This is a genomic window from Shewanella sp. cp20 (assembly GCF_000832025.1).
Lineage (GTDB): Bacteria > Pseudomonadota > Gammaproteobacteria > Enterobacterales > Shewanellaceae > Shewanella.
This window is the reverse complement of sequence record NZ_JPII01000028.1, coordinates 1-20,456: the sequence shown is the minus strand read 5'-3', so window position 1 is coordinate 20,456 and position 20,456 is coordinate 1. Positions and strand designations below refer to the sequence as shown.

The following is a 20,456-nucleotide window of genomic DNA, read 5'->3' as shown; positions in this document are numbered from 1 at the left end:
GAATAGTCGAATTAGATACTCGGTCGACGCCTAAGTTGACCGACCTGAATATGCCAAGGATTTTTGTGGATGAAACCCTGTAAACAACTGATTTTTGCTTTACTTACACTGGCGATGAGCCACGGCGCGATGGCCGAGAACGTCCCTCTGGATAGGGTAACGGTTCAGATCAACGAAGGCATAGTGCTGGAAAGCGAAATCGTCAACATGTTGAAGACAGTCAAAGCCAACGCAAAAGCCGCCGGCCAGTCATTACCTTCTGACAAGGCGCTACGCACTCAGGTGATCGAGCGTCTGATCGTCACCCGCCTGCAGCTGCAGATGGCCGACCGCATCGGTCTGCATATCGGTGACCTGCAACTGGATCAGACCATAGAAAACATCGCCAAGGAGCAGAAGCTGACGCCTGAAATGATGCGTGAAAAGGTTGAGGCCGAGGGCATGAGCTGGAGCCAATACCGTGAGCAACTGAGGGAAGAGATCACCCTGGGCGAGATCCAGCGTATTCAGGTGCAGCGTCGTATCCAGGTGTCTCCACAGGAGATCAACAGCCTGGTTAAACTTATCGAAGAACAAGGGATGCAGCAGGTAGAATACCAGATCGGCCATATTCTGATCGAAGTGCCTAGCAACCCCAACAGCGAACAACTTGAAGCCGCCAGCAGCCGCGCCAATGCGGTACTCAAGCGCCTGCAAAACGATGGCGACTTCAAACAGACCGCCATCGCCTCCTCTTCAGGCCCTAAGGCGCTGGAAGGCGGTATCTGGGATTACATGAACGTCAATGAGATGCCAACCCTGTTTGCCGAACTACTGGTCGGCGCCAAGACGGGCGACATCATAGGCCCTGTACGCAGTGGCGCCGGTTTCCACATCATAAAGGTAATGGATGCTCGCGGCCTGCAGACCAAAGAAATTGACGAAGTACGTTCACGTCATATACTGATCAAGCCGTCACCTATCCTGTCGGAAGAGCGTGCCAAGGCGATGCTCGACAAGTTTGCCGACCAGCTAAGAAGCGGTGAAGCAGACTTTGCCACCCTGGCGCGTCAATACAGCGAAGACCCAGGTTCGGCGGCCAAGGGCGGCGAATTAGGCTGGGCGGATCCCACCGTCTATGTGCCTGCCTTCGCACAAACACTGGGCGCACTGAAGATTAACGAGATCAGTGAGCCTTTCCGTTCTAGCCACGGCTGGCACATAGTGCAGCTGGAGGAGCGACGTAAGACGGATGCGACAGATAAATTTAACACTAATCGGGCACACCAGCTCATCTTCCGCCGTAAGTTTAATGAAGAATTACAGAACTGGCTGGATGAAATGCGAGCGGAGGCTTACATTGAAGTATTCGATGCCGATTTCAATCGAGGTTAACCATATTGACGACTAAACGCATCGCCATCACACCGGGAGAACCTGCCGGTGTGGGCCCAGACTTAGTCATTCAACTTGCTCAGCGCGCTTGGCCCGCTGAGCTTGTTGTTTGTGCCGATCCCACTTTGCTGACCAGTCGCGCCAAGCAGATCGGCCTGCCGATCCAGCTGCGTCCCTTCCAGCCCAACCAGCCACCTAAGCCACAGGAAGCCGGCACACTGACTATAGTGCCCTTCCCGCTGGTCAACGACGCTGTGTGTGGCAAACTCGACGAACAGAACAGCAGCTATGTGATCGATACCCTGGCCTATGCCGGTGAGAAGAACATGAATGGCGAGTTCGACGCAGTGGTAACTGGCCCGGTGCACAAAGGGATCATCAACCAGGCAGGCATTCCCTTTAGCGGTCATACCGAATTTTTTGCCCACCAGGCCAACTGTCAGGATGTGGTGATGCTCCTCGCGGCGCCAGGCTTACAGGTGGCGCTGGTGACCACGCATATTCCGCTGGCCTATGTGTCTAAGGCGATCACCCGTGACCGTCTGCATCAGATCATCAAGATCTTGCACAAGGATCTGGTGACTAAGTTTGCCCTGGACGATCCTAAGATCTATGTCTGTGGCCTCAATCCCCATGCGGGGGAAGATGGTCACCTGGGGCGTGAAGAGATCGATGTGATCATTCCCGCCCTCAACGAGCTACGCGAACAGAACATGAATATCGTCGGGCCACTGCCCGCCGACACCCTGTTCCAACCTAAATACCTGGAGGACGCCGACGTGATCCTCGCCATGTATCACGATCAGGGTCTGCCGGTATTAAAGTCACAAGGATTTGGCAGCTCGGTCAATATCACCTTAGGCCTGCCCTATATCCGCACCTCGGTCGACCACGGCACGGCGCTGGAGCTGGCGGGCACAGGCAAGGCAGACATCGGCAGTTTTGTCTGCGCGCTTAACAAGGCTATCGAACTAGCCACCAAGAATGAGTCACTTAAAGAGTAGTAATGAGTAATAAAGTACATTTAGGCCACACGGCGAGAAAACGCTTCGGACAAAACTTTTTGACCGACAGCAATGTGATCAATCGTATCGTCGGCGCAATCTCCCCCGACAACGACCACGTGATGGTCGAGATTGGCCCAGGCCTGGCGGCGCTTACCGAGCCTGTTGCAGAAAGCATCGACAAGCTGACCGTGGTCGAGCTGGATAAAGATCTGGTGGAGCGCCTGCAGACCCACCCGTTTCTCAAGGATAAGCTGGAGATCCACCAGGGCGACGCGCTGAAGTTCGACTTCATGCAACTGGTCGAAGAAGGCAAGCAGATGAAGGTGTTTGGCAACCTGCCCTACAACATCTCCACGCCGCTGATGTTCCACCTGTTCGAATTTGCCGAGCATATCGAGAATATGCACTTCATGTTGCAAAAAGAGGTGGTTCTGAGACTGTCAGCCGCCCCCGGCACCAAGGCCTATGGCCGTTTGACCGTGATGGCACAATATTTCTGTCAGGTGATGCCTGTGCTCGAAGTGCCCCCAGGCTGCTTCACGCCGCCCCCTAAGGTTGATTCTGCCGTCGTAAGGCTGGTGCCCTACAAAGAGAAGCCCTACCCCTGCAAAGATGTGGATCTGCTAAGGCATCTGTGTACCACGGCCTTTAACATGCGCCGTAAGACACTGCGTAACAACCTCAAGCAGTTGTTAAGCGACGATGATTTCGGCGCGTTAGGCATCGATGCCAGCATGCGCCCCGAGCAGATCACAGTGCAGCAATATGTCGCCATGGCCAACCATCTGGCCGACAAACGCCAAGCCTAACCATGAAGGAGGCGCATAGCGCCTCCCAATCGTTAACCTTTTAGGGATCCGAATGAAACAACTCGAATCCTCAATCAGGATTGAGGTCAAAACCGACTATATCGAAGAGCAATCTTCGCCCGAAGAAGAGAGATACCTGTTCAGCTACACCATCACCATCATCAACTTAGGGGATGAACCCGTCACCCTTAAGAGCCGCATGTGGTGTATCACAGACGCCAATGGCCATGAGAGCAAGGTCGAGGGTGCCGGTGTGGTTGGCGAGACGCCCACTATCGCGCCCAATACCGCTTATCAATACACCAGCGGCACGGTATGCGAGACTCCCTTTGCCGTCATGCAGGGCTACTATGTGATGGTGACCAAGCAGGGCGAGACCTTCAAGGCCCCCATCGCACCTTTCCGTCTAGCGGCCCCCGGCCTGCTGCACTAATTCGAAACAGCGATCCGAGAACATCTATGGCGACATACTTCGTAGGCGACATTCAGGGCTGTTTCGATGAACTCCAGGCCTTGCTGGCCAAGGTAGCCTTTAACCCGTCCAGAGACGAACTTTGGGTCGTCGGTGACATGGTGGCCAGGGGAACCCAATCGCTGGAGACGCTGCGTTACCTCAAGGGGCTAGAGGGCTCGGTTAAGCCAGTTCTGGGCAATCACGACCTGCATCTCATGGCACTGCACGGCAAGGTGAAACGGGTTAATCCCAAGGATAATCTCGACGCTTTACTCGACGCGCCAGATCTCAACCAACTCATCGATTGGCTCAGGCTGCAGCCCCTGGCCAGGGAGCACAAGAGCCATTCCATCTTGATGGCTCATGCCGGCATTCCTCCTCAGTGGGACGCCGAGACCGCCCTCAAAGCATCCTACGAGGTGCAACAGGCACTGGCAGAGGATGGCTACATAGAACACCTCATCGCCAAGATGTACACCAACTCGGTCAGTGAGTGGTCACCAGAGACTCAGGGGATAGAGCGCCTCGTCTATACCATCAACGCCCTCACCCGAATGCGCTTTCTTTACAGCAACGGTCGATTAGACTTCGATTGCAAGCTGCCGCCAGCGAATGGCGAGAAGGAAGGCTTGATCCCTTGGTTTAAACAACCAGGACGGGCCATGAAGCACCATACATTGGTCTTTGGACATTGGGCTGCGTTAATGGGTGAGGTCGACCAACCGGGTCTACAAGCCCTGGATACGGGATGCTGTTGGGGACACTATTTAACCCTCTGGCACCTTGAATCGAATCAAAAAATTACCCAAAATAAGTTAAAAAAGAGTTAAACTAGCCCTTAGCTTGGCCGATAAAAAAATAAGCGGATTTCACCGCCCAGCCCTGAGAATGTGTTATGTAATTAGGGATATAACAACAAAAACCGGAGTGCCCTATGAAATTGAACGTCGCCACTCGAGTCATCGGTGGATTTAGTGTCGTCACCTTACTGCTTATCGTCTTAGGTGTGGCGTCCCTGGTCACCAATGACAACATCAAGAGCAGCACCCTCGTTTTGCAAGACCTGAGCCTTCCAGCCCTAAAGAGCAGCAATGGCCTGACCCAAAATCTTGCATTACAGGAAAAACAGCTACTGGTGGCCTTCCATAGCAAGCAATCCAAAGAACTGCCTCAGGTTCGCACTCAATTCTCCAACCTAAGCAAGGGCTTTATATCCGAGCTGGATCAACTCAATCACATCATTCAGGGCCATGGCGACAACCTGGGCGGCCAGATCAAGTCCCTCAGAGCCAACTACCAGTCCTTCAACGACAACAGCCTCAAGATGATGCAGGCCAGAGAGCAGTCGCTACTGACGCAGGAGTCCTTAATCGACAACCTGGACAGCCTAGAGGTCGCGGCTGACGATACCGCCTCTCTGCTGCTGGACCTTATCGATCTAGAGGTCAGTGAAGATCCCACCGAGCGTGAAATTGCCGCCACCGCCAGCAACATAGACAATAGCTTCAGCAACCTGATCACCAGCAGCTATGACCTGGTCAATACCACGGAGAAATCCAAGTACGAGACCATCCTTAAGGAGCTGGACTACATCATCAGCGAAGCGCAAAACAAGCTGGAATATGTGAGCCGCCACTGGGAAGGCGTCATCGACCAAGAGATGCTAGACAACATTAACACGGAGGCAGGCAAGGTCTTTACCATGCTCAACGGCCCTGACTCGATCCTCAAGCGTAAGGGTCAACAGCTGGACTTCAACCTACAGGCTGGTGAACTGCTTAACACGGTCGAAGCAAATGCCACCGCGGTGAATCAGAGCATGGGCAGCCTGAACAAGGCGATTGAATCTACCTCACAGGCCGTTAGCGTCAAGGCGATCGATGAGGTCGACAGTGCCAGCTATAAAACCCTAGCTCTGGTTCTGATTGCCATAGTGGTGGCCGTGCTGGTGAGCATCGCCGTGATCCGCCCACTCAAGCATTCACTGGATAAGGTCAACAACGCCCTCAATATCCTGGCCTCTGGCAATCTGACCCATAAGCTGGACGATAGCGGCCATGACGAATTTGCCGAGCTGTCTCGCAACTGTAACCGACTGGTAGACAGCCTGCGCACCCTGATCCAGGGGATCCTGGATCGCTCAAACCAATTGGCCGCCGCGGCCGAAGAAACCTCGGCCATTACCGCGCAAACCACCGCAGGCATCCAGGAGCAGAAGAACCAGGTCGATCAGGTGGCAACCGCCACGACACAGCTCAGCTCTAGCGCCATGCAGGTGAGCACCAGTGCCGACGAGGCCCTGAATCAGATCAGGCAGGCCGATGAAGAGGCGCAACATATGCGCGCCATCGCCGATGAGAACAAGCGCACCATACTGGCGCTGGCCGATGAAGTGGCCAAGGCGAGTCAGGTGATCAACAAGGTTCACTCCGACAGCGCCTCTATCGGCTCGATTCTGGACGTTATCCGTGGCATCGCCGAACAAACTAACCTACTAGCGCTGAACGCCGCCATCGAGGCCGCTAGGGCCGGTGAGCAAGGCCGAGGCTTTGCCGTGGTGGCCGACGAGGTTCGCAGCCTAGCATCACGCACTCAAGACTCGACCCAAGAGATCCAGCAGATGATTCAGGTGCTGCAACAGGGCACCCAGGAAGCCGTTTCCGTGATGGAACTGGGCCGTGAACAGGCGAGCAGCTGTGTCGAGAAGACGGAGCAGGCCAACGTCGCCCTGGAGAGCATCAGCAATGCGGTCCACTACGCCCATGATTCGGGCACCCATATTGCCAATGCCGCTCAGGAACAGAACCTGGTGAGCCAGCAGGTATCTGAGAAACTTGAGCATATCGCGGCTATCTCCGAAGAGACGGCCACGGGTGCCGATCAAACGGCGCAGTCGAGCCATCAGGTTGCCCAGCTCGCAGAAGAGTTACAGGCCTCCGTGGGCGAGTTTAAGGTGTAACGGCCGCGCCCTATAGGTTTATCTATCGCGGTTTATCTACTGTGGTTTATGCACCATAGTTTAAGAACCGCCTTTTAATAGACACAAAAAACCGGACTTAAGGTCCGGTTTTTTAATGCTCGGCTAAAAGCGCTTTAATAGATTAGTTACCCGCGAGGCGATCCTTGACTGCTGCAGTAATAGGACTGCCGCCGTGACCATTACCCTCGGCCCACTCAACGACGGTCAAACCATCGGCTTCCTTCACGCTCAACTCTTCGGTGGACAGACGCTTAGTCATAAACTCACCCACGTCGTTGGCACCGCTCTTCATGGCAAAACGCAGCAGGCTGTCACCGTTACAGCTCACCCCTTGATACACGTTACGTAGCTTAACGCGCGCTTCCTTCAATTTCTTACGTAAACGGTTTTTATCATCGGCCTGAACATAGTTGCAGATGTTGGCAACGAGTTGATCGTTGGCTTGAACCGGTGCAGGAACAGTATAAACAGAGGCTGCAATTACCACAGCTAACGTAGTCGGTAAAAAACGCATCGGGTACTCCTATAATATTTATTATTTTTTTCAATAAACTATCGTCAAAACGCTAGTCTAAAGACAACTCGGGGTAACACCATAAGTTAACATTTTTTTACCAAATTGATAAAGCGATATTCCAAACCTTTATCATTTGTGTGAGATTCACTATCGAGGATCTGCCAGCTGCCATCGTCCCACTCGGGGAAATGGGTATCCCCCTCGACATCGAGATTGATCTCGGTCAGATACAAGCGATCCGCCTGAGGTAAGAGCTCGGCGTACAGCTGACCACCGCCGATCACCACCAACTCCTCACAGCCTTGCACCAACTCCTTGGCCTGCTCAAAAGAGGTCACACAGGTTACCCCCTCGATAACCAGATCCGCCTGGCGGCTCACCACCAGATTGTGACGACCCGGCAGGGGCCTGCCGATGGATTCGAAAGTCTTGCGGCCCATGACCACAGGCTTGCCTAGGGTCATCTGTTTAAAGTGGCGTAGGTCTTCCGGCAGATGCCAAGGCATCTGATTATCTTTGCCGATAACCCGGTTATTGGCCATCGCGGCAATCATCGCTATTTTCATGGGCTCTCCAACGGTCTTATGCCGTTTCTAGGGTTAAGAATTAGATCACTGGGCGGGTACGAAAATAGAGCAGACTAGGCATGGCGAGTCCGACAGATAACGCCCCTAAGATAAAGATTGTCTTCAAGCCGTTGCTGATCACCTCGGCGGTCAGCTCAGGGCTTACCTCTGACTGGGCAGACAGCTGCACCAGGGCGATCACGGTGTTGTAGGCATAGGTGCCCGGGATCATAGGAATGATCGCCGCCACGGCGTACATCAGCGGCGGTGCCAGATGCTTCTTCGCAAAACCTATGGTCAACACGCCCACCAAGGCGGCCGCGGCAAAGGTGCACCACTCGATCGGCATACCGAAATGCAACAGCAGCGTACGCAGGCTGTGACCCAGGGCGCCGGCGAGGGCACAGTATGGCAAGAAACGTCTGGGGACATTGAAAACCATGGCGAACCCCACGGCCGGAACCGCCGAGAAGGCGGCGTCATTGAGCAGCTTAAGCAGGAGCTCCATCATAGGAAGAGTCCTCCCAGTTGCATGGCGATGGTGATCCCTATGACGGATGAGACGGTCAACAGGGTGGCATGCCCCCAACGGGAGATCCCCACGTTAAGATGGCCTTTTACCATATCCGAAATGGCGTTAATCATGGGAAAGCCCGGCACTAACATCAGCACGCTGGCCGCCATAGGCAGCTTTGGGGTATCGGTCAGCTGCAGGTGGTAGCCCATCTGTGCCACCAATGTGGTGATAAAGGCGGTCACGGCAAAGTTAACCAACAGGTTAAAATGATGCTTGGCTATCGCCAAACGCACAGACATGCCGACCGATGAGGCTAATATGGTGATCAACACCGCCATGGTATCGCCGCCAAACAGATGACAGAAACTGCCACAGGAGAGGCCTATCATGGGTACCAGATAGCGCTTGGGATAACTCTTAGGCTGAATCCTAGAGACACGCTTGCGCACCTCGTTGAGGCCGTAGATCCCCTTCTCGGTCAGCAGGCAGATACGCTGGAGCTCGCAGATGACTGTCATGTTGATGCCATGTTCACGAATGCGCCGGGTAGTGGTAATACAGCGACCGTGGACCAGACTGGTTAGCACCAGGGAGTTAGAGGAGATAGAGATCTCGACGCTGGCGAGACCTAATGCCTTACCCAGGCGCTGGCTGATCTCTTCGACGAGGTCAGACTCAGCACCATAGGCTAGCAAGAGTTGGGCAACCCGAACAACTTGCCGGGTAATATCATTTTGAGTATCGGCGTACACAATTCTCTCAGAATGAAAGGGGTAGCTTAATAAACTTACCTTTGATAGATGATTTCGACATCATAGTCATCATCATCGAAGTCATCGTCGAAGTCATCATCATAGTCTTCGTTGACCACTTCCTGGGTCTTCTGATGATAGTTGTCCCACTTGAACTCGACCTCGGCATCGGGATCTTCTTCGACCTCTGCAGGCAGCGAATCGATAAAGTCCATCAGCTTGAGTGCAAGCTCCTGGGTGCCTTCACGGTTGTAGGCCGAAATACAGTAGACCTCGCCCTGCCAATCCAGCTCTTTGACGATGCGATCGACACGTTCTTGCAACTCCTCTTCGAGCAGCAGATCTGTCTTGTTAAACACCAACCAACGCGGCTTACTGGCCAGCAGAGGTGAATGCTTCTCCAGCTCACCCACGATGGCGCGGGCACTGTCGACAGGATCTGTGCCGTCGATAGGCTCGATATCTAAGATATGCAGCAGCACGCGGCAACGCTCGAGGTGCTTGAGGAAGCGAATCCCCAGGCCGGCCCCTTCGGCTGCGCCTTCGATCAGACCCGGAATATCGGCGATTACGAAGCTCTGACCATGTCTTGGCGTCACCACACCCAGGTTAGGTACCAAGGTGGTAAAAGGATAATCGGCCACCTTCGGCTTGGCACGAGAAACGGAGCGAATAAAGGTCGACTTACCGGCGTTTGGCATACCCAAAAGACCCACGTCCGCCAACAGCATCAGCTCGAGTCTCAGGCTGCGCACCTCACCCGGTGTACCCAGTGTCTTCTGACGCGGTGCACGGTTGGTACTGCTCTTAAAGCGGGTATTACCCAGGCCGTGGAAACCGCCCTTGGCGACCAACAACTTCTGACCATGGGTCTTGAGATCGCCCAAGGCTTCCTGGGTTTCTTCATCGACGGCGCGAGTCCCTACGGGCACCTTAAGAATAAGGTCTTTACCGCCATGACCGGTACAGTCACGACCACGGCCATTCTCACCGCGCTCGGCAAAATGAAAGCGCTCGAAACGGTAATCGATCAGGGTGTTGAGGTTTTCATCGGCCTGCAGATAGACACTGCCGCCATCACCACCGTCACCGCCATCCGGGCCGCCATCAGGCACATACTTCTCGCGTCGAAAACTAACGCATCCACTACCGCCATCACCAGCTTCGACTCTGATCACGGCTTCATCGACAAACTTCATACCAACTCCAGGCGCCAAACAATAGACCGATTATACTGCCTATCGAAACTTACCGCCAAAAAACAATGATGCAACTACCCCAGCTCAAAAGTGGCAGAGGCAATATTGGACTGGTGCTGGAGCGATATACAGGCTCATTCACCAGTAATGATTCTTCATAAACAATAAAGCCCCACCAGAGGCAGGGCTTTAGAAACTAGCTTGGGTAGCTAAGTATTAAGCTTCGATGCTAATGAACTTGCGGTTCTTAGGACCTTTAACTTCGAACTTAACTTTACCGTCAGTTAGTGCAAATAGAGTATGGTCACGACCGATACCTACGTTAACACCTGCGTGGAACTTAGTACCACGTTGACGAACGATGATGTTACCAGCTAGAACTGATTCACCACCGAAACGCTTAACACCAAGACGTTTGCTTTCTGAATCGCGGCCGTTACGAGTAGAACCGCCAGCTTTTTTATGTGCCATTAGTTAGACCCCTTATTAAGCGTTGATAGCTGTAATTTTAACTTCGGTGAACCACTGACGGTGGCCCATCTTCTTGTCGTGGTGCTTACGACGACGGAACTTAACGATAGTTACCTTCTCGCCACGGCCATGGCTGATAACCTCAGCAACAACCTTACCACCTTCAACTAAAGGTGCACCAACGTGTACAGTTTCACCATCGGCAACCAAAAGAACTTGGTCGAATTCGATAGTTTCGCCTGTAGCAACTTCTAATTTTTCTAGACGTACAGTATGGCCTTCAGCAACACGGTGTTGCTTACCACCACTTTGAAAAACAGCGTACATAGCTATTTTACTCCGATATTTCTAGCACGCAGACCCTTTATGTTTGGCTGGGTGCTATAAAAGCTTTAATGACAATGGTCGCGGAGTTTACGCTAAGTTCGCCTGGCTGACAAGTCCTAATTCACTTTGATCAAAAAAAGATCGGAATTACTCGCACAATACTCTTCTGCTACTGTCAGGCGAGGCTTTTTTAGGTAGAATCTAATAATTATAACATTTTCGCCTTAATTTGGGCTGTCTGAATTACCTTACAACCCTCAAAGTAGAGCCATTATATGGATTTGAATGCCATTCGTCAGCTGGCAGACGCTGATATGAAAGCCGTCGACCAACTTATCTATAAGCAGTTGGAATCGGATGTCGCCCTTATTAATCAACTCGGATTCTACATCATCAACGGCGGCGGCAAACGCATGCGCCCGCTACTGTCTATTCTGGCCGCCCGCGCCATCGCCTATGAAGGTGAAGCGCATGTCAAGTTGGCGGCAATCGTCGAATTTATTCATACCGCCTCCTTGCTACACGACGATGTCGTCGACGAGTCCATGCTTAGACGTGGCCGCGAGACCGCTAACGCCCTCTTTGGTAACAGTGCCAGCGTACTGGTAGGTGACTTCCTCTATACCCGCTCATTCCAGATGATGACTGAGCTGAAGAACATGCTGGTGCTAGAAGTACTGGCCGACACCACCAACGTGCTCGCCGAAGGTGAGGTCCTACAGCTGATGAACTGTAACGACCCGGACACCAGTGAAGAAAGCTATATGCGCGTCATCTACTGCAAGACAGCCAAGCTATTTGAAGCCGCTACCCGTCTGGCAGGGGTGCTGGCCGATAGTAGCATAGAGGTTCAGACCGCCCTGGCCGACTATGGTAAGTACCTTGGTACCGCCTTCCAGCTGACCGATGACCTGCTGGACTATACAGCCGATACAGAGGCGCTGGGCAAGAATATAGGTGACGATCTCGCCGAGGGTAAACCCACCCTGCCGCTGATCTACGCCATCGCCAACGGTAACGAGGTAGAGCGTCAGCTGATCCGCGATGCCATCGAGAAGGGCGACGGCACAGAACATATCGACACCATATTAAAGGCCCTGGATCAATGTGGCGCCCTCAGCTACACAGAGAAACGGGCTCAGGAAGAAGCAGAGAAGGCCATACGCGCGTTAGATCCGCTTGCCGATAGCGACTATAAGCAGGCCCTGATATCGCTGGCGAAAATCGCCGTGGCGCGTAATCACTAACGAACTAGTTAGTCGATTTGTAATGACGAGTTATACCAATCACAGTAAGTATGTGATCAGAAATAGCGCAGGAAAAACGCTTGAGGACAAAGCAGGATTTTTAGATAAGTAGTTATTCTACAATTAAAAATGCTAATACAGTTATCGAGCGTTTTAACAAGCTAGCATGAGCAATTATGTATTACGATTGGTATTAAACATTACCCATAAAAAATGGAGCCGATTGGCTCCATTTTTTTATTCAGGACTAAACCTTACTCACACAGTGCCTTACTTAACAAAGTCTACACCCAGTGTGATATCGGCTTTCAGCGTGTCTAGCATAGCGTCGCGTGCGTTGGCTTCGAACTCGCTAACCTCACCATAGGCAAGTACCTGCTCGATACCGTTCTTACCCAGTAGTACAGGCTGTGCAAAGAAGTCGGCATGCTCGCTGCCACCGTCAACATAGGCACATTCAACAACGTTAGCTTCACCCTGTAGGCCACGAACCAGTGACAGACCGAAACGACATGCCGCCTGACCCATAGAGAGAGTCGCGCTACCGCCACCCGCCTTAGCTTCAACCACTTCGGTACCCGCGTTCTGGATACGAGTCGTCAATGCAGCCACTTCTTCATCAGAGAAGCTTACGCCTTCGATTTGAGACAGTAATGGCAGGATGGTCACGCCACTGTGTCCACCAATAACATTGACCTTAACGTCGGCAACATTCAGGCCCTTCGCTTCGGCAACGAAAGTTTCAGAACGGATCACATCAAGAGTGGTCACACCGAACAGACGGTTCTTGTCATATACACCGGCCGCCTTCAATACTTCGGCAGCGATAGCCACAGTGGTGTTAACTGGGTTAGTGATGATACCAATCAGTGCCTTAGGGCAAGTTGCGGCACACTTCTCAACCAGGTTTCTCACGATACCCGCGTTGATGTTGAATAGATCTGAACGATCCATGCCTGGCTTACGCGCAACACCAGCAGAGATAAGTACCACGTCGGCACCTTCCAGCGCTGGCGTTGGATCTTCACCCGCAAAACCCTTTACTTCTACCGCAGTAGGGATGTGGCTTAGGTCAACAGCAACACCTGGGGTTACTGGCGCGATATCATAAAGGGATAGTTTTGAACCGGCAGGCAATTGAGTTTTGAGTAGTAGGGCAAGAGCCTGGCCAATACCACCGGCGGCACCAAGTACAGCAACTTTCATAGTTATCTCCGTTAATTCTTGGATATTATGTGATATAGATCTAGATTTACCGATGGCGCAACATTACTGGAATCACGGTAAAAATTCAATTATCCCTTAGTCGTGTGGCCAGATAATTTCGAATTGCCCCAGTCAGCTGCCATTTACAACAGATATAAGTTATACTGCCCGGCCTTGCCCGCGATGCTACGTCACAAGACCGCCACAAAACCCACCCCACAAACCTGAATTTTTATTCACACAATCCGAATAATGCTTGACTAATGGCGCAAAAATATTCAAAATAAGCCAATTTTTTGAATATAAGAATAATTCGATATGCAAGCCAATAAAAATCAAGACGAACTTGTAAAGACCTTTAAGGCTATCTTGAAAGAGGAGCGTTTTGGCTCCCAGAGCGAGATAGTCAATGCCCTGCAAGCTGAGGGCTTCAACAACATTAACCAATCTAAAGTCTCTCGTATGCTGAGCAAGTTTGGCGCGGTGCGCACCCGCAACGCCAAGCAAGAGATGGTCTACTGCCTGCCCGCCGAACTTGGGGTCCCGACGGCTGGCAGCCCGCTAAAGAACCTAGTACTGGACGTCGACCATAACCAATCTATGATAGTGGTCAGAACCAGCCCTGGTGCGGCGCAGCTGATCGCCAGACTGCTGGACTCTATCGGCAAGCCCGAAGGTATACTGGGCACCATCGCCGGTGACGATACTATCTTTATCTGCCCTTCCAACATTCAGGAAGTGGACAAGACACTTGAGACGGTCAAGTCGCTATTTAACTATGCCGACTAAATTCGCCGACTAAATCCACCGATTAAGTCCGCCGACTCATTATTCGCCGATTAATCCACGCTCGAGCTTGGCCCCGTCCTACTCCTCGGCGAAACCTCGGCAATAGATATAGAGACACCCTTTGCGCTGTTAACGCCAAAGGGTGTCTTTTTTTATTTACGCTCAAATTGAATACTGTATATACGATAGGATACACTGATGCCAAACCATCCCCTCTGTCACCCGATGGTTAAGGACCCGAGATGAATAACAATAAGATAATCAATATCGACAACCTTTGCTGGGAATCTTGGCAACACTCAGACCAATACGCCAGTCATCAGAAGCATATCGGCGATGCCGCCGGTTGCCAGCAGATAGGTGTCACCATGGAGCGACTGGAACCCGGTAAACTCTCCTCCGTCGCCCACTATCACACCAAGGAAGAGGAGCACCTCTACGCGCTACAAGGGGAAGCCACCCTGTATATCGACGGCGAGCCGCATCCCTTTAAACAGGGCGACTATATCTGTTTTACCGCCAACTCAGGTATTTCCCATACCTTAAAAAACGAGTCAGATGCCGACTTTCTGTTTATGGTGTTGGGCAATCGCGATCCCCACGATGTGGTGGTGTATCCAGACCATAATAAGGTACAGGTGCGCTCCATCGACGAGGTGTATGCCAAGCGGCCGACCAACTATTGGGACCCAGACCGCTAATCCGCTTGTAAGCGAGCATAAAAAAACACACCTTAGGGTGTGTTTTTTGTTGGGCTAGGCCCTAGCTATCGGCTTCGCGCTCCATAAAATCCAGCGAAGGGGCAAAGAATGCCGATCCGGTCAGCGCCTGAGTAAAGTGCATCAGGTGATCGTGATTTCCCTCGCCGTCACCATGGATCATGCTGTGTAGCATCTTCTCGAAATTCACCGAATTGCGACAGACGGAAATAAACATCAGCCCCTGCTCTTTCATCGAACCGTAAGGCATACTCTGACGCAGGATCTCCATCGACTTGCCGTCGGCATCTTTCAGGTTAACCCGCTTGATATGGCTGGTAAGCGGCTTGTCCTCGGAGGCATACTCGATATTGTCTATCTTAGTGCGGCCTATGATATCTTCCTGCTTCTTCTGTGGCAGACGATTCCACTTGCTGAGGTTATGGGCGAACTTCTGCACATGAATATAGCTGCCGCCTCGGAAGTATTCGTCTTCGTCTCCCACCAGAGCCACATCCTGGCGATGACGTCCCTTGGGGTTCTCAGTGCCGTCGACAAATCCGGTCAGATCTCGGGTATCCATAAACTGGAATCCTCGCTCCTCATCCACCAACTCGACGAGATCTTCAAACATCTGACACACCTCGTTAGCCACCAGATGCAGGATATCGTAGCGATCGCAACGCAGATGCACGAAGAGATCATACTCATGGGCCGGGGCATCGCGGTTGTCGGCATGCATGGCCGGGAAAGGCTTGAGCTCTGAAGGTCTGCGCTCGCCATAGAGGCTATCCCAATAGTTAGCACCTATGGCCACGAAGCCGTTGAAGGCGCTGTCGGCATACTGGTCGGCCAGTTCATAGATATACTGAGCGACATTGGCGACGCAGGGGCGCAGCTGAGACTCGACGCCATCATTGGCGTTGAACATCAGATACACACTATGTAAATTTCCTTCGGCACACACACCCAGCTGTTCACGTGGCATAACCAGATTATCCATAAATAAACCTACCCTTCGTCAGTCTCAATTTCGGCGCTATTATCCGAAACTTTAGCGATAATTAGTATTACACAACCCACAAACCGTTAAAGCGAAACGTCATTTAATGGTTAGATTAACTTTTTTTTAAGTTGGCAACCATAGCAAGACGTAAATGCGCTTCACAAAAGTGTTACATCAGCCCAGTTTAGAACAGCACCGCAGGATGAGGCGTCACCGACAGGGCAACATTCTGCCCCTCGGTGAAATGATGCAAAGGCGAGCGCACCGCCAATACTTCCTCGCCAATCAAGATACTATAGTGGCAGAGGTTACCGAGGAAGCGCCGCGCTATGATGGTGCCCTCCCCTCGCTCATCCTCTGCTATCTGCAGCTGCTCTGGGCGCAACAAGAGCTCTCCGCGATAGCCTTTGGCCTTGTCCAAGTCACTGCTACTTTGCACCTCGCCCAGCAAGGTATCTAGCCTATTACGCGCACTCACCTCACAGCTGAGATAATTCACCTGACCGAGAAATTCCGCCACATACTTGTCGGCAGGCAAGGCATAGAGGGCCTCGGCATCACCATATTGCGCGATAGCCCCCTCTTTAAACAGCGCCAGCTTGTCGGCAAAGACGAAGGCTTCATCCTTACTATGGGTCACGAACACAGCACTGACCCCGCGATGTTTTAAGATCTCGCGGATCTCCACCATCATCTCGCCGCGCACCTTAGCATCGATATTAGAAAAGGGCTCATCGAGTAGCAGCAGCTCCGGCTCATAGGCGAGTGCCCGGGCAATCGACACCCGCTGCTGCTGACCACCAGAAAGCTCGTGGGGATAACGCCCACCTAGGCCTTCCAGCTTAACCAGCGCCAGCATCTCACTGAGTCGCGACTGCCTATCAGACTTACTCAACCCTTTGACACCAAAAAGTATGTTCTCGGCGACGGTCAGGTGAGGAAACAGGGCGTAATCTTGAAAGATCATGCCGACCTCACGCGCCTCGCTGGGCACAAAAACATCAGGACCAGACAATAGTCTGCCATTGATACTGATGCGTCCCTGAGAGATAGGCTGTAATCCGGCGATCGCCTTGAGTAGCGTGGTCTTGCCACAGCCACTGGGCCCTAGCAGGGCGGCTATTTCCCCCTGATGCAACACGAGATCTAAGCCTTTCAGTATCGCCTGGCCCTGATAATCGCTATGCACTTGTTCTATGGTAAGAGTCGACATTTTAGTTACCTTGCTCCAGAGAGCGATTGAGATAGATGAGTGGAACCAGGCCTACCAAGACGATCACTATGGCCCCCAGTGCCCCCTGCTCAAGCTGCTCATCTGAGACAAACTGATAGACATAGGTGGCAAGATTTTCAAAGCCGACGGGCCTGAGTAGTAATGCCGCCGGTAGCTCCTTCATACACTCGATAAACACCAGCAGGATGGCGGCAAAGATACCGCTACGCAGCAATGGCAGGTGGATCCGTGTGAGTATGCTCCCAGGCCTCATCCCCATGGTTACAGACGCCATATCCAGCGAGGGGCTGATCTGTTTATAGCTGTTTTCTATGCTGCCGATGGCAATGGCAGCAAAGCGTATGGCGAAGGCAAAAATTAACACAAACAGGGTACCGCTAAAGATAAGTCCCGGCCCATTCAACTCAAAATAGGCATAGAGATCATTTACCGCAAAATCCAGGTAGCTGAGGGGCACTAAGACACCGATAGCCAGCACTGTGCCAGGCAGGGCATATCCGGTAGAGGCCAGGCGCGAGGGCAACATGTCGATTTTCCTTGGACTACAACGCCGGACAAACATCAACAACAAGGCAAACATTACGGTGATCAGGCTAACCACCAGGGCGATCGTCAGACTGTTCAAACTGTATTGCCAGAAGTCCTGATTCCAACTCACCTCAAAGTAATCCCAGGCGTACCCCAGCAATACCCACACGGGAAGGCCGAAGGCCAATAAGAGCAGCACCGCGCAATAACCACTGGCCAGCCACGCCTTACTCCCCGATAGCGCGTATCTTTCGTGAGAGGTGATTGGTGTCTGTTTCTGAAACAGCTGCTGCTTACGCCGGGCAAAACGCTCGGCGCCGATCAGACAGAAGACCACCAACAGGATGATGGCAGACAACTTAGCGGCCGCCGCCAGACTGCCGTAGCCCAGCCAGGTATCGTAGACCGCCGTCGTTAGCGTGGGCACGGCAAAGTAGCTGACGGTGGCAAAATCGGCAGCCGTCTCCATCGCCACAAGAGCCGCTCCCACCGCCAAGGCTGGCCTCGCCATAGGCAGGTTAAGGCGCCAAAAACTGCGCCAAGGGCCAGCCCCCATCACTCGGGAGGCGTGCAGCAGGCTAGGCGACTGCTCCATAAATGCGGTGCGCGCCAGAAGATAGATATAGGGAAACAATACCAGCGCCAGCATCACAGACGCGCCGCCTAAGGTGCGCACATCGGGAAAGTAGTAATCCATGGGCGACTGCCAGCCATTGACCTGCCTCAGCCAGCCCTGCACAGGCCCGGCATAGTCCAGCAGATCCGTATAGACATAGGCCACCACGTAGGCGGGCATGGCTAAGGGCAACAGCAGCGCCCACTGAAACCAGTTGCGCCCAGGAAAATCACAGCGGGCCACACACCAGGCGGCAGGCACGGCGATCAGCAAGGCACCCAGGCTGACAAACAACATCAAGGCCAAGGTGTTGAAAATATAGGTAGGCAACACAGTTTGCATCAGGTGACCGAACACGGCTTGGTCCGGCACCAGCGCCTGTATGCAGATGGCCCCCAAGGGTAAGGCAAAGCAGATGGCGGTCAGATAACTCAGGGTGGACCAAGATTTGGGGAAGCCTAAAATCATAGAAAATCTCAATAGATCGAGTCAGGACATTATCGGTGACCAACTTAAATCTAAGCTTAAACGCAAACGATTATTAGTTGAATGATGACCCATCTGGCATAAAAACAAGATAGCCTTCCCGAGGGAAGGCTATCAACTGGTGAGTATCCGAGCTCGATTTAGAGATCAAACTTCACCTGGTCGAGCAACTTCACCGCCGCGCCGTGAAATTCCGCCAGCTTGTGGATAGGCAGCTCATCGGCCTTGTAGTCTCCCCAGGATGCCACCAGCTTTGACGGCTTTACGTCCAACTTAACCGGGTATTCCATGTTGAGTTCGGCGTAGGTCTGCTGCGCCTGTTGACCCGAGAGATATTCCATCAGCTTGATAGCGTTCTCGCGCTCTGGGGCATACTTAGCCAAGGCCATACCAGAGACATTGATGTGAGCGCCGCGATTTTTCTGATTCGGGAAGTTGATGTTAACCGCCTCGGCCCAAGGTACCTGCTTGGGGTCTTGCAGCATCTTACCCAGGTAGTAGCTGTTACCTATGGCGATGTCGCATAAGCCTTCCTTGACTGCCTTCACCTGCGCCCTGTCATTGCCCTGAGGCTTGCGAGCAAGATTTGCCTTAACGCCTTCTAGCCAGGTCTTGGTATCCGCCTCGCCATGATGGGCGATCATCGACGCGACCAGAGAGATGTTGTAGGGATGCTTGCCACTACGGGTACAGATCTTACCCTTAAACTTAGGATCCGCCAGATCTTCATAATCGATATCCAGCGGGCCGAGTCGCTCTTTAGAGGAATAGATGTTTCTCACACGCTTGGTGAGGGCAAACCAATCGCCATCGGGCGAACGAAGATTGGCAGGAATGTTCTGCTGCAAGGTCTCGCTGTCGACCGAGGCCACAAGCCCCTTGTCAGCCAGCTCCATCAAACGGGAAAAATCTGAGGTGAGCACAAGGTCCGCCGGTGACAGACGCCCCTCTCGGGCGATGCGTTCGGCGATGCCCTGCTTGGCAAACACCAGATTAACCTTAATCCCTGTCTCCTTGGTAAAGTCAGCCAGAATAGGATCGATAAGGAAAGCCTGTCGATAGGAATAAACCGTGATGCTATCGGCCGCATTGGCCATTGAAGTGACACAAGCAAAACCCAAAACAGCCAAACGTTTCATGAATCTCATGCAGATACTCCGCGCTAAAGTTAATGATAATAATTATCAATTGCGACAAGGGTAATCAATCTGGCATGAAACGGCAAGCCAGATTGGTCAAAATTTGCGAGGCCGCTCATTTTGACCAAAAATGTCTCGCTGACTAGACTCAAAGGACTCGGCCAATAAAAGGATCTTATATGCTACTGGAAATTCTCGCGCTGATGCTTGCCGTCATTCTGCTTCTGTTCCTCTTTAAACATAGATTTACTCGGGGACGAGTCCGCCGAGCCCGCAGAGCCGCCATGACTCAGGCAAGTCCCGGCACCAGTACGATCAGCGAAGAAGTTCCCCATACTCCAATCCATGCTCAGAGCACTAGTCACCCTTATCACTGCGTCGAGATTGTCAACGACAAAGGTGTGTGTGACAGCGCGAAGAAACTAAAAGATAAACGTTTTCTCTCCAAAGACGCGCCGACACTCCCCCTCCCTGACTGCAACGAGGCTGAGTGTCACTGTCGATATCTACATCATGAAGACAGAAGAGGACAAA

At 52.5% G+C, this 20,456-nt stretch carries 21 protein-coding genes and 1 pseudogene; 10 read left to right on the top strand and 12 right to left on the bottom strand.

Annotation, left to right across the window (positions count from 1 at the left end; translation table 11 throughout):
• The first annotated feature begins 69 nt into the window (after nt 1-69).
• The 6 genes from surA to DB48_RS10315 all read left to right on the top strand — a co-directional run bounded on the left by surA (nt 70) and on the right by DB48_RS10315 (nt 6,603).
• Nucleotides 70-1,374: a peptidylprolyl isomerase SurA gene (surA, locus tag DB48_RS10340; RefSeq protein ID WP_041510214.1), complete on the top strand. Its 1,305-nt coding sequence runs from the start codon at nt 70-72 to the stop codon at nt 1,372-1,374.
• A 5-nt stretch (nt 1,375-1,379) separates the two neighbouring features.
• On the top strand, nt 1,380-2,378 hold the full coding sequence (pdxA, locus tag DB48_RS10335) for a 4-hydroxythreonine-4-phosphate dehydrogenase PdxA (protein WP_041510213.1): 999 nt from the start codon (nt 1,380-1,382) through the stop codon (nt 2,376-2,378).
• A 2-nt stretch (nt 2,379-2,380) separates the two neighbouring features.
• Nucleotides 2,381-3,190: a 16S rRNA (adenine(1518)-N(6)/adenine(1519)-N(6))-dimethyltransferase RsmA gene (gene rsmA / locus DB48_RS10330; RefSeq protein ID WP_041510212.1), complete on the top strand. Its 810-nt coding sequence runs from the start codon at nt 2,381-2,383 to the stop codon at nt 3,188-3,190.
• Between the two features lie 52 nt (nt 3,191-3,242).
• A complete protein-coding gene (apaG, locus tag DB48_RS10325; protein ID WP_041510211.1) occupies nt 3,243-3,623 on the top strand; it encodes a Co2+/Mg2+ efflux protein ApaG in 381 nt (126 codons plus the stop codon).
• A gap of 26 nt (nt 3,624-3,649) precedes the next feature.
• A complete protein-coding gene (locus DB48_RS10320; RefSeq protein WP_041510210.1) occupies nt 3,650-4,474 on the top strand; it encodes a symmetrical bis(5'-nucleosyl)-tetraphosphatase in 825 nt (274 codons plus the stop codon).
• A 104-nt stretch (nt 4,475-4,578) separates the two neighbouring features.
• Nucleotides 4,579-6,603: a methyl-accepting chemotaxis protein gene (locus tag DB48_RS10315; protein WP_041510209.1), complete on the top strand. Its 2,025-nt coding sequence runs from the start codon at nt 4,579-4,581 to the stop codon at nt 6,601-6,603.
• Nucleotides 6,604-6,745: 142 nt separating this feature from the next.
• Here DB48_RS10315 and DB48_RS10310 read toward each other — a convergent pair whose 3' ends face one another.
• The 7 genes from DB48_RS10310 to rplU all read right to left on the bottom strand — a co-directional run bounded on the left by DB48_RS10310 (nt 6,746) and on the right by rplU (nt 10,973).
• The gene (locus DB48_RS10310) at nt 6,746-7,138 is read right to left on the bottom strand and encodes a DUF3718 domain-containing protein (protein WP_041510208.1); all 393 of its coding nucleotides are present in this window, start codon (nt 7,136-7,138) and stop codon (nt 6,746-6,748) included.
• A gap of 86 nt (nt 7,139-7,224) precedes the next feature.
• Nucleotides 7,225-7,707: a type 3 dihydrofolate reductase gene (folA, locus tag DB48_RS10305; protein ID WP_041510207.1), complete on the bottom strand. Its 483-nt coding sequence runs from the start codon at nt 7,705-7,707 to the stop codon at nt 7,225-7,227.
• A 40-nt stretch (nt 7,708-7,747) separates the two neighbouring features.
• Complete coding sequence (locus tag DB48_RS10300) at nt 7,748-8,218, bottom strand: threonine/serine exporter family protein (RefSeq protein ID WP_041510206.1); 471 nt, start codon at nt 8,216-8,218, stop codon at nt 7,748-7,750.
• Nucleotides 8,215-8,976: a threonine/serine ThrE exporter family protein gene (locus DB48_RS10295; RefSeq protein ID WP_041510205.1), complete on the bottom strand. Its 762-nt coding sequence runs from the start codon at nt 8,974-8,976 to the stop codon at nt 8,215-8,217. The genes DB48_RS10300 and DB48_RS10295 overlap by 4 nt, the downstream gene beginning before the upstream one ends.
• Nucleotides 8,977-9,011: 35 nt before the next feature.
• Nucleotides 9,012-10,175, bottom strand: a complete 1,164-nt coding sequence (cgtA, locus tag DB48_RS10290; RefSeq protein WP_041510204.1) for an Obg family GTPase CgtA — start codon at nt 10,173-10,175, stop codon at nt 9,012-9,014.
• Nucleotides 10,176-10,391: 216 nt separating this feature from the next.
• A complete protein-coding gene (gene rpmA / locus DB48_RS10285; RefSeq protein WP_011864676.1) occupies nt 10,392-10,646 on the bottom strand; it encodes a 50S ribosomal protein L27 in 255 nt (84 codons plus the stop codon).
• A gap of 15 nt (nt 10,647-10,661) precedes the next feature.
• Nucleotides 10,662-10,973 (bottom strand): 50S ribosomal protein L21, encoded by a 312-nt coding sequence (gene rplU, locus DB48_RS10280; RefSeq protein WP_011864675.1) that lies wholly within the window; start codon nt 10,971-10,973, stop codon nt 10,662-10,664.
• Between the two features lie 275 nt (nt 10,974-11,248).
• Here rplU and ispB point away from each other — a divergent pair, with 275 nt between their 5' ends.
• Nucleotides 11,249-12,220, top strand: a complete 972-nt coding sequence (gene ispB / locus DB48_RS10275) for an octaprenyl diphosphate synthase (protein ID WP_041510203.1) — start codon at nt 11,249-11,251, stop codon at nt 12,218-12,220.
• 270 nt (nt 12,221-12,490) lie between these two features.
• On the opposite strand, the gene mdh is transcribed toward ispB, so the two are convergent.
• On the bottom strand, nt 12,491-13,426 hold the full coding sequence (gene mdh, locus DB48_RS10270) for a malate dehydrogenase (protein WP_011864673.1): 936 nt from the start codon (nt 13,424-13,426) through the stop codon (nt 12,491-12,493).
• A gap of 318 nt (nt 13,427-13,744) precedes the next feature.
• On the opposite strand from mdh, the gene argR reads away from it, so the two are divergent.
• On the top strand, nt 13,745-14,215 hold the full coding sequence (gene argR / locus DB48_RS10265) for a transcriptional regulator ArgR (protein ID WP_041510202.1): 471 nt from the start codon (nt 13,745-13,747) through the stop codon (nt 14,213-14,215).
• A 242-nt stretch (nt 14,216-14,457) separates the two neighbouring features.
• Nucleotides 14,458-14,916 (top strand): cupin domain-containing protein, encoded by a 459-nt coding sequence (locus DB48_RS10260; protein ID WP_041510201.1) that lies wholly within the window; start codon nt 14,458-14,460, stop codon nt 14,914-14,916.
• 61 nt (nt 14,917-14,977) lie between these two features.
• On the opposite strand, the gene DB48_RS10255 is transcribed toward DB48_RS10260, so the two are convergent.
• The 4 genes from DB48_RS10255 to DB48_RS10240 form a co-directional block, all read right to left on the bottom strand.
• Complete coding sequence (locus DB48_RS10255) at nt 14,978-15,916, bottom strand: Dyp-type peroxidase (protein WP_152619140.1); 939 nt, start codon at nt 15,914-15,916, stop codon at nt 14,978-14,980.
• A gap of 187 nt (nt 15,917-16,103) precedes the next feature.
• Complete coding sequence (locus tag DB48_RS10250) at nt 16,104-17,132, bottom strand: ABC transporter ATP-binding protein (protein WP_041510200.1); 1,029 nt, start codon at nt 17,130-17,132, stop codon at nt 16,104-16,106.
• 1 nt (nt 17,133) lies between these two features.
• Nucleotides 17,134-18,765, bottom strand: coding sequence for an ABC transporter permease (locus DB48_RS10245; RefSeq protein ID WP_041510199.1), 1,632 nt, complete (start codon nt 18,763-18,765; stop codon nt 17,134-17,136).
• 158 nt (nt 18,766-18,923) lie between these two features.
• Nucleotides 18,924-19,931 (bottom strand): Fe(3+) ABC transporter substrate-binding protein, encoded by a 1,008-nt coding sequence (locus tag DB48_RS10240; RefSeq protein WP_041510198.1) that lies wholly within the window; start codon nt 19,929-19,931, stop codon nt 18,924-18,926.
• A gap of 170 nt (nt 19,932-20,101) precedes the next feature.
• Between DB48_RS10240 and DB48_RS20450 the strand changes: the two are divergent.
• Nucleotides 20,102-20,456 (top strand): annotated as a pseudogene (locus tag DB48_RS20450) (hypothetical protein); the annotation flags it as partial.